Below are 10,400 nucleotides of genomic sequence, written 5' to 3'. Positions count from 1 at the left end.
TTAGGGCAATTAGCTCAGTTGGTTCAGAGCATCTCGTTTACACCGAGAGGGTCGGGGGTTCGAATCCCTCATTGCCCACCAAAGTAAAAATCCTTCACATTTTGTGAAGGATTTTTTGTTTTTAATGGTTTTTGGTAAAGAGGCCAATGATTCTTTTATTATATTTGTTTCTTTAAAAAAATACCTAAAATTATTTCTTAATGGATATTAAATTGTCGGGAAAAAAGGTTCTTGTTACAGGAGGTGCTGGTTTTATCGGTTCTAATCTGTGTGAGGCTTTACTCGCAAAAAAAAATACAGTAATCTGTTTAGATAATTTCTCTACAGGTAAAAGAGAAAATATTGCCGCGCTTATAGATAATACGAACTTTACATTAATAGAAGGAGATATAAGAAATCTAGAAGATTGTATGTTGGCCGCTTCTGGTGTAGATTATATTTTGCATCAAGCTGCATTAGGTTCTGTGCCAAGATCTATTAAAGATCCTATTACAACAAACGATGTAAATGTTGCGGGTTTTCTTAATATGTTAGTAGCAGCAAGAGACAGCAATGTAAAAAGATTTGTATATGCTGCGAGTTCTTCTACGTATGGCGATTCTGAATCGTTACCTAAAGTAGAAGATGTAATCGGTAAGCCGTTATCACCCTACGCAGTAACTAAATATGTAAATGAATTGTATGCAGATGTTTTTGGGAAAACGTATGGTTTAGAAACAATTGGTTTAAGGTATTTTAATGTTTTTGGTAGAAAGCAAGATGCAAATGGAGCGTATGCAGCTGTAATTCCTAAATTTGTAAATCAATTTATGAGTTTAGAGTCTCCTGTGGTTAATGGAGATGGAACTTATTCTAGAGATTTTACCTATATCGATAATGTGATTCAAGCAAATTTATTGAGTCTAATTGCAGATAAAGAAGCGGCAAATGAAATATATAATGTAGCTTTTGGAGATCGAAATACCTTAGTAGATTTGTGTGATTATTTAAAGGAGTATTTGTCGAAATACAATTCCAAAATTAATGATGTATCCGTAGTTTTTGGGCCAAATAGAATTGGAGACATTCCACATTCTCATGCAGATATATCAAAGGCTAGAAAGTTATTAAATTATAATCCGGAGTTTTCATTAAAAGAAGGGTTAAAGGAGTCTATAAATTGGTATTGGAAAAACTTAAAGAATGAGTAAAATTAAAATAGGTATTATTGGTTTAGGATATGTGGGTTTGCCATTAGCAAGACTTTTTGCAACAAAGTATGCTGTTGTTGGTTTTGATATCAATCAGCCTAGAATAGAAGAATTAAAATTAGGACAAGACAATACAAGAGAGGTTTCTAAAGATTTATTACTAGATGTAATAGTTAAAGAGAATTCTGGAGAAAAAGGATTGTTTTTTGCATCTAATTTAGAAGAGTTAAAAGATTGTAATTATTTTGTAATTACAGTGCCTACGCCAGTAGATAAAAATAACAGACCCGTTTTAACTCCTTTAATAAAAGCAAGTGAAACGGTTGGTAGTGTTATTAAAAAAGGAGATATCGTAATTTATGAATCTACGGTTTATCCTGGAGCTACAGAAGAAGACTGTGTGCCTATTTTAGAAAGAGTCTCAGGTTTAACATTTAATAAAGACTTTTTTGTAGGGTATTCTCCGGAAAGAATTAATCCAGGTGATAAAAAACATACCGTAGAAAAGATATTAAAAGTCACTTCTGGTTCAACCAAAGAAGTAGGAGAAAAAGTGAATAACTTGTATGCATCTGTAATTATTGCAGGGACACATTTGGCTCCTACAATTAAAGTTGCTGAAGCTGCAAAAGTGATTGAAAATTCTCAAAGAGATATCAATATTGCCTTTGTAAATGAATTGGCTAAGATATTTGGGTTGATGGGTATCAATACGCAAGATGTTTTAGAAGCTGCGGGAACAAAATGGAATTTTTTACCATTTAAACCAGGTTTGGTTGGTGGGCATTGTATTGGAGTAGATCCTTATTATTTGGCTCAAAAAGCACAAGAATATGGGTATCATCCAGAAATTATTTTGGCAGGTAGACGTGTAAATGATGGTATGGGCAAATATGTAGCTTCTGAAGTTGCTAAATTGATGATTCAGCGTGATATTGAAGTAAAAGGAGCTGAAATATTGGTTTTAGGAATTACTTTTAAAGAGAACTGTCCGGATGTTAGAAACACAAAAGCGGTAGATCTTATTTATGAGTTACAAGAATATGGAGCAAACGTAACCGTTTTTGATCCACATGCAAATGCAAACGAAGTTCAAAAAGAATATCAGTTAGATTCGAGTACCGTTTTACCTAAAAAGAAATTCGATGCCGTTATTTTAGTGGTAGCGCATAAAGAATTTCAAGACTTGAATTTTGTAGAAATTAAAAAAGAAAAATCAATTGTATATGATGTTAAGAATTTTTTAGATTCTAAGCATGTAGATAAATCACTATAAAAAATGAAGAATTTTGCATTAATAGGTGCTGCAGGGTACATTGCGCCAAGACATTTAAGAGCTATTAAGGATACTAATAACCAACTAATAGCAGCTTTAGATAAGTTTGATAGTGTTGGGGTTATGGATAGTTTTTTTCCGAAAGCAGATTTTTTTGTGGAGTTTGAAAGATTTGATCGTCATATAGAAAAACTGAAAAGAGGAGGCACTCATTTAGATTATGTAAGTATTTGTACGCCAAATTATTTACACGATTCTCATATTAGAATGGCTTTAAGAAGAGGTGCGGACGCTATCTGTGAGAAACCTTTAGTTTTAAATCCTTGGAATATTGATGCTTTAAAGGATATCGAAAAAGAATCTGGTCAGAAAATTAATACAATTCTACAATTAAGACTGCACCCAAGTATTATTGCCTTAAAAAACAAAGTAGCTTCAGAAAACAAAAATGGAAAATATGATGTAGATTTAACATACATAACTTCTAGAGGAAGATGGTATGATATTTCTTGGAAAGGAGATGAAAGTAAATCTGGAGGAATCGCTACAAATATAGGAGTTCATTTTTACGATATGCTTTCTTGGATTTTTGGAGAGGTTCAAGAGAATGTAGTTCATGTAAGAGAAAAAGATAAATCGGCTGGGTATTTAGAGTTTAAAAATGCTAGAGTACGCTGGTTTTTATCAATTAATGAAGAAGATTTACCTCAGAAAATAAAAGAAAAAGGACAAAGAACTTTTAGATCTATTACTATAGATACTGAAGAGTTAGAGTTTAGTGCAGGTTTTACAGATTTGCACACTACAAGTTATCAAGAAATATTAAAAGGAAATGGTTTTGGACTTAAAGATTCTGAGGAGTCTATTAAGATTGTTCATAATATTAGAAATGCGTCGATTAGTAAACTAGGAGAAAAACACCTATTTGTTAAGTAATAGTTATTTTTTTTAGAGGCTTAAAAAAGGTTGATCTAATTAAGGTTGTTGCTTTTGTTTTAGCGAGATTCTCTTGATTATTTTTTTTATTTTATTATAACTTTAGATAGGTTTGAGGGAAGCGTAGAAGGAACAGTGTCTTTGTTTATTAAAAATTTAATATATATTTGCTAAAAAAGAAATTTATGAAAGTAGGAATTACCTTTAGTTCTTTTGATTTATTTCATGCAGGTCATGTAAAAATGTTAGAAGAAGCTAAACTAGAATGTGATTATTTAATTTGTGGATTGCAAACAAATCCAACCTTAGATCGTCCAGAAAAAAATATGCCAGTGCAATCTGTTGTGGAAAGATACATTCAACTAAAAGGATGTAAGCATGTAGATGAAATTGTTCCTTATGCAACAGAACAAGATTTAGAAGATATTTTAAGATCTTTTAAAGTTGATGTTAGAATTATAGGGGATGAATATGCTAGTAAGCAATTTACAGGCAGAAAGTATTGTGAAGAAAAAGGTATTGATTTGTATTTTAATAAAAGAGAACACCGTTTTTCTAGCAGTGGCTTACGTAAAGAAGTTCATGAAAAAGAGAATTTAAAAAAGAAAGAGAAATAAAGGGGCGTCTATAATAATCTATGAACACTTTGTTGTTTGTAAATTTTTTATAAGGAAACCACTTTTTTTCTATGGAAGAATTAATTACATATTAGTCAAAAAAAAGAAGATATGAAGAAACTAATTATAGTATCAGGATATTTCAACCCAATTCACAAAGGACACCTTGAATATTTTAATAATGCAAAAGCATTGGCAGATGAATTGTTTGTTATTGTGAATAGCGATCTTCAAAGAGGATTAAAAGGTTCTAAAGAATTTCAAAAAGAAGAAGAACGTTTGTTTATTGTAGAAAATATTAAATCTGTAGATAAAGCAATGATTTCTGTTGATAAAGACAGAACTGTTTGTGCTTCTATACGTGCTATTCATGAAAAGTATGGCAAAGAGTATCAAATAGGTTTTGCCAATGGAGGTGATCAAGATAATAACTCAATTCCAGAAGCACCGGTTTGTCAAGAATTAAATATTGATTTGATTGATGGTTTAGGAGATAAAATACAATCATCATCTTGGTTGTTGAAAAATAATTAGTTTAAAATAAGCACTTATTTATAAGTGTTTTTTTATTGTGATTGCTTTAAAATAAAAAATAAAAAGAATTATGAATATTGCTGTAATTGGGTCTGGTTATGTTGGTTTAGTTTCTGGAACTTGTTTCGCCGAAATGGGAAATAAGGTAACTTGTGTAGATATCGATCAGAAGAAAATTCAAAAATTAGAAGAAGGAATTTTACCGATTTTTGAACCTGGCTTAGAACAAATGGTTTTAAAGAATGTAAAAAATAAAAATTTACTTTTTACAACGAATTTAGGAGAAGCTATCAGCGATGCAGAAATTGTTTTTATAGCTGTTGGGACACCAATGGGAGATGATGGTTCTGCCGATTTACAATATGTTTTAGCGGTAGCGAAGTCTATTGGAGAAACCATGCAGAAAAGATTGATAGTAGTAGATAAATCTACTGTGCCAATTGGTACTGCAGATAAGGTAAAAGCTACTATTCAAGCAGAATTAGATAAAAGAGGTGAAGATATTGAGTTTAGTGTTGTCTCTAATCCTGAATTTTTAAAAGAAGGTGCTGCGATAGATGATTTTATGAAACCGGATAGAGTTGTTATTGGTGCAGATTCTGAATATGCATTTGAGTTAATGAAGCAATTATATTCGCCTTTCTTTAGAACGCATGATCGTTTTATTACTATGGATATCCGTTCTGCGGAAATGACCAAATATGCGGCTAATACTATGTTAGCTACAAAAATTTCATTTATGAATGAGATTGCAAATATTTGTGAAAGAGTAGGTGCAGATGCTAATATGGTGCGTATAGGTATTGGTTCTGATAAAAGAATTGGGTATAGTTTTATTTATCCAGGTGCGGGTTATGGTGGCTCTTGCTTTCCTAAAGACGTAAAAGCTTTAAAGAAAATAGCCGAAGAAAACGGGTATAAAGCAAATTTAATTGAATCTGTAGAGAATGTAAATGATGCTCAGAAATTGGTGATTGCCAACAAAATTGTAAAACGTTTTGGAGAAGATTTGTCAGGAATGACTTTTGGTTTATGGGGACTGGCTTTTAAACCAGGTACTGATGATATGAGAGAAGCACCAGCTATTTATATTGTAAAGGAATTAGAGAAAAGAGGCGCAAAAGTAAAAGCATATGACCCTAAAGCAGTAGAAGAAGCAAAAGAGTTTTATTTAAAAGAGGCTAAAAATGTTACGTATTGTACTTCTAAGTATGAAGTCTTACAAGATGCGGATGCATTAATATTATTAACGGAATGGAAAGAATTTCGTTCTCCAGATTTTGTGGAAATCAAACAGCAGTTAAAGAATCCTATTATTTTTGATGGTAGAAATCAATACAATGCTTTTAATTTAGAAGAAAAAGGATTTGAGTATTTTCAAATAGGGAAATAAAAAACGATGTTCGATTTCCGATATTCGATATCCGTTTACAGCTCGAACGAAAAATAATAGTCGAAAAACGAGACATCAGATAAGAAAAAAAATATGAAAAAAGATACTAAAATATATATAGCGGGCCATAGAGGTATGGTGGGTTCTGCTGTTTGGAGAACTTTAGAGAAAAAAGGGTATACTAATTTAGTTGGGAAATCTAGTAAAGAATTAGATTTAAAAAATCAAGAAGCAGTTCTTGATTTTTATTATACTGAAAAACCAGCAGTGGTTATTGATGCAGCTGCAAAAGTTGGTGGAATATTAGCAAATAACGATTTTCCGTATCAATTTTTGATGGAGAATATGCAAATTCAAAATAATTTAATTGATAGTGCATTAAAAACAGGTATTGAAAAATTTATATTTTTAGGGAGTTCTTGTATTTATCCTAAGTTTGCACCACAACCTTTAAAGGAAGAACATTTGTTGACAAGTTCTTTAGAACCAACAAATGAAGGGTATGCGATCGCAAAAATAACAGGAGTTAAAGCATGCCAAGCAATTAGAAAGCAATTTCAGAAAGATTATGTAAGCTTAATGCCTACCAATTTATATGGAACACATGATAATTTTGATTTAAAATCATCACATGTGTTGCCTGCTATGATTCGTAAATTTCATGATGCTAAAAATAATAATTCGGATGTTGTTTTATGGGGAACTGGAACGCCAATGCGCGAATTTTTATTTGTAGATGATATGGCGGAAGCTGTGGTGTATGCTTTAGAAAATGAATTGCCAGAATATTTATACAATATTGGTTCAGGAAAAGACATTACCATTAAAGCATTAGCAGAGACCATTCAAAAAGTAATAGGACATCAGGGACAAATTGTTTGGGATTCTGAAAAACCAGATGGAACGCCAAGGAAATTGATGGATGTCTCGAAAATGAAAGAGATAGGGTGGCAATATTCTACAGAATTGGAAGATGGAATAGAAAAAACCTATACTTGGTTTTTAGAGAATATAGAAAACTTTAAAGAAGTCAAGCTTTAAAAATCGTCTATCGTTTGCCGTTTATCGTTTATCGATCAACGAAAATCGAGTAACGAAAATCGTCTGTCGTTTGCCGTTTACCGTCCATCGAACAACGAACAACGAGTAACGAAAATCGTCCAACGAGTAACGAAAATTGTTTACCGTTTATCGTCCATCGTCCATCGTTTACCGTCTAACGAACAACGAAAAACGACCAACGAACAACGAAAATCGAACAACGAAAATCGAACAACGAAAATCGAACAACGAAAATCGAACAACGAACAACGAACAAAAAAATGGAATGTAAACTACAAGTTTGGAAACTAGCGCATCAATTAACTCTTGATGTATACCAGGTTTCAAATAACTTTCCTTCCTCAGAAAAATTTGGGTTAACCAATCAAGTAAGAAGAAGTTCTAGTAGTGTTCCAACAAATATAATAGAAGGGCAAGGGAGGCAGTATAAAAAGGAGTTTATTCAATTTTTATATATTGCGAAAGGCTCTTTAGAAGAAGCTAATTATCAATTATTTTTGGCTAAAGATTTAGGGTATATTTCTAATGATGAGTATACGAAATTATTAGATCTTTGCACAAGAATTAAGATGATGCTGTATAAATTAATAAAATCACTAAAGTGAAAGATCGTTCTTCGATTTTCGTCCACCGAGTAACGAAAATCGTCCATCGTTTACCGTCCAACGAGTAACGAAACACGGTCAACGAAAATCGAACAACGAACCACAAACAACGAACAACGAACCACGAACAACGAACAACGAAAAACGATATGAAAGTAGCATTAATCACAGGAATTACAGGACAGGATGGCTCATATTTAGCTGAGTTATTATTAGAAAAAGGATATGAAGTACATGGTATTAAAAGAAGATCTTCTCTTTTTAATACCAACAGAATTGATCATTTATACCAAGATCCACATGATCCAAATCAAAGATTAAAATTGCATTATGGGGATTTAACGGATGCGATGAATTTAACGCGTATCATTCAAGAATGTCAACCAGATGAAATTTATAATTTAGGAGCAATGTCTCACGTGGCTGTATCTTTTGATACTCCAGAATATGTAGGTAATGTTGATGGATTGGGGACTTTAAGAATTTTAGAAGCAGTACGTATTTTAGGGTTAGAAAAGAAAACAAGAATTTACCAAGCGTCTACTTCAGAATTATATGGAGGAATGCCAGAGAATAAAAATGAAAGAGGTTTCTATGATGAACTTTCTCCATTTTATCCTCGCTCTCCTTATGGAGTAGCAAAAATATACGGTTTTTGGATAACTAAAAACTACCGTGAAGCGTATAATATGTTTGCGTGTAATGGTATTTTATTTAACCATGAATCACCAAGAAGAGGGGAAACTTTTGTAACTAGAAAAATTACGCGTGCCGTAGCAAAAATAGCTTTAGGCTTGCAAGAAAAAGTGTTTTTAGGAAACTTAGAAGCAAAACGTGATTGGGGACATGCAAAAGACTATGTTCGCATGATGTGGATGATTTTACAAGCAGATGCACCAGAAGATTGGGTTATTGCTACGGGGGTAACTACCACAGTGCGTGATTTTGTACGTATGGCATTTAGTGAAGTAGGTATTGACGTTGAATTTAAAGGAGAAGGCGTAGCAGAGAAAGCATACGTTGTTGCATGTAATAATAAAGAATTTCAAGTAGCAATAGGGAAAGAAGTGTTGTCTGTAGATCCTTCTTATTTCCGTCCAACAGAGGTAGATTTATTAATTGGAGATCCTTCTAAAGCGAAAAACAAATTAGGATGGGTACCAGAACATGATTTAGCTTCTTTGGTAAAAGATATGATGAAAGGTGATGTAGAAATCATGAAAAAAGATGTTGTTTTATTAAAGGCAGGTCATGAAATTTTGAAACAGGCGGAATAATTTTATTTAGTACTATATAAAAGATAGTGTCTATACCTCTTTAAAATATTTTAATAAAATTATGTTATTTAATTCAATAGATTTTGCGGTTTTTTTACCGATTGTGTTTGTTTTTTATTGGTTTCTTTTTAATAAAAATATTAAACTTCAGAATTTACTAATTGTAGCTTCTAGTTATGTATTTTATGGTTGGTGGGATTGGAGGTTTCTATCTTTAGTTTTGTTTAGTACAATTATTGACTATAGTATTGGGGTTAGACTAATTAGTGAGGATAGTAAAATAAAGCGGAAACTTTTACTTTGGACAAGTATTTTAATTAATCTTGGGTTCCTAGGTTTTTTTAAATATTATAATTTTTTTCTGGAAAATTTCATTAATGCTTTTTCTTTTTTTGGAACTGAAATAAGGGCTAATACTTTGAATATTATTTTGCCAGTGGGTATTAGCTTTTACACCTTTCAAACACTTAGTTATACTATTGATGTCTACAAGAAAAATTTGTCACCTACAAAAGATTTTATAGCTTTCTCTGCTTTTGTTAGTTTTTTTCCTCAATTAGTAGCAGGACCAATTGAAAGAGCTACTAATTTATTACCGCAGTTTTATACGAAAAGAAACTTTAATTATAATAAAGCTGCTGATGGTTTGAGACAAATACTATGGGGGTTATTTAAGAAGATAGTGATAGCAGATAACTGTGCATATCACGCAAATATTATTTTTAATAATTCAGATAATTATAACGGAAGCACATTAGTTTTAGGGGCTTTATTTTTTACTTTTCAGATTTATGGTGATTTTTCAGGCTATTCAGATATCGCAATTGGTACTTCAAGACTCTTTGGGTTTGATCTTAAAAAGAATTTTTCTTTTCCATATTTTTCAAGAGATATTGCTGAATTTTGGAGACGTTGGCATATTTCATTGTCGACTTGGTTTAGAGATTATTTATATATACCTTTAGGTGGAAGTAAAGGTGGTACTTGGAGTAAAGTGAGAAATATATTCATTATATTTATTGTAAGCGGTTTTTGGCATGGGGCTAATTGGACTTTTATTGTGTGGGGTGCATTAAACGCTTTCTATTTTCTACCATTATTTTTATTAGGGAAAAACAGAGAGAATACTAATGTTGTTGCCCAAGGTAATTGCCTACCAACAATAAAAGAGTTTTTAAAAATGTCGCTTACTTTTGGGTTGACAATGTTTTCTTGGATATTTTTTAGGGCTAATAATATAGATCATGCTTGGGGTTATGTAAAGGGTATCTTTTCATCATCATTATTTGAAATACCATATTATTCGGGGATCGGGTTATCCGCTCCGATTTTTGTTTTAATTGTTTTATTTGTTTTTATAGAATGGATAGGAAGAGAAGGGGAATATGCGATTTCAAGTCTTTTATTAAATTCCTATAGACCATTAAGGTTAGCTTTTTACTACTGTCTAGTTTTTATTATTATTAAATGGGGAGGTACCCAACAAGGGTTTATCTATTTTCAATTTTAG

General features: G+C 32.0%; 10 protein-coding genes and 1 tRNA gene. All 11 read left to right on the top strand.

From position 1 onward, the window contains the following. The first annotated feature begins 3 nt into the window (after positions 1-3). Positions 4-81: transfer RNA gene (locus tag MPF19_RS08240), tRNA-Val, on the top strand. A gap of 119 nt (positions 82-200) precedes the next feature. Then, positions 201-1,190 carry an SDR family oxidoreductase gene (locus MPF19_RS08235; protein ID WP_203394113.1) on the top strand — a complete coding sequence of 330 codons (990 nt, stop codon included), beginning with the start codon at positions 201-203 and terminating at the stop codon, positions 1,188-1,190. Continuing rightward, positions 1,183-2,466: a nucleotide sugar dehydrogenase gene (locus MPF19_RS08230; RefSeq protein WP_249987704.1), complete on the top strand. Its 1,284-nt coding sequence runs from the start codon at positions 1,183-1,185 to the stop codon at positions 2,464-2,466. The genes MPF19_RS08235 and MPF19_RS08230 overlap by 8 nt, the downstream gene beginning before the upstream one ends. A 3-nt stretch (positions 2,467-2,469) precedes the next feature. Further along, positions 2,470-3,402, top strand: coding sequence for a Gfo/Idh/MocA family protein (locus MPF19_RS08225; protein ID WP_249987703.1), 933 nt, complete (start codon positions 2,470-2,472; stop codon positions 3,400-3,402). 185 nt (positions 3,403-3,587) lie between these two features. After that, positions 3,588-4,019, top strand: coding sequence for an adenylyltransferase/cytidyltransferase family protein (locus MPF19_RS08220; RefSeq protein WP_203394110.1), 432 nt, complete (start codon positions 3,588-3,590; stop codon positions 4,017-4,019). A 111-nt stretch (positions 4,020-4,130) separates the two neighbouring features. Next, entirely contained in the window at positions 4,131-4,553 is a 423-nt protein-coding gene (locus tag MPF19_RS08215; RefSeq protein WP_249987701.1) for an adenylyltransferase/cytidyltransferase family protein, read from the top strand. 70 nt (positions 4,554-4,623) lie between these two features. Next, a complete protein-coding gene (locus tag MPF19_RS08210) occupies positions 4,624-5,946 on the top strand; it encodes a UDP-glucose dehydrogenase family protein (RefSeq protein ID WP_249987700.1) in 1,323 nt (440 codons plus the stop codon). A gap of 93 nt (positions 5,947-6,039) precedes the next feature. Further along, positions 6,040-6,987, top strand: coding sequence for a GDP-L-fucose synthase family protein (locus MPF19_RS08205; protein ID WP_249987699.1), 948 nt, complete (start codon positions 6,040-6,042; stop codon positions 6,985-6,987). A 281-nt stretch (positions 6,988-7,268) separates the two neighbouring features. Beyond that, the gene (locus tag MPF19_RS08200) at positions 7,269-7,613 is read left to right on the top strand and encodes a four helix bundle protein (protein ID WP_203394107.1); all 345 of its coding nucleotides are present in this window, start codon (positions 7,269-7,271) and stop codon (positions 7,611-7,613) included. A gap of 149 nt (positions 7,614-7,762) precedes the next feature. Continuing rightward, positions 7,763-8,890 (top strand): GDP-mannose 4,6-dehydratase, encoded by a 1,128-nt coding sequence (gene gmd, locus MPF19_RS08195; RefSeq protein WP_203394106.1) that lies wholly within the window; start codon positions 7,763-7,765, stop codon positions 8,888-8,890. A gap of 61 nt (positions 8,891-8,951) precedes the next feature. Then, positions 8,952-10,400 (top strand): MBOAT family O-acyltransferase, encoded by a 1,449-nt coding sequence (locus tag MPF19_RS08190; RefSeq protein ID WP_249987698.1) that lies wholly within the window; start codon positions 8,952-8,954, stop codon positions 10,398-10,400.

It is taken from the genome of Polaribacter sp. Z014, from assembly GCF_023555435.1.
GTDB lineage: Bacteria > Bacteroidota > Bacteroidia > Flavobacteriales > Flavobacteriaceae > Polaribacter.
This window is presented reverse-complemented; position numbering and strand designations above follow the sequence as displayed.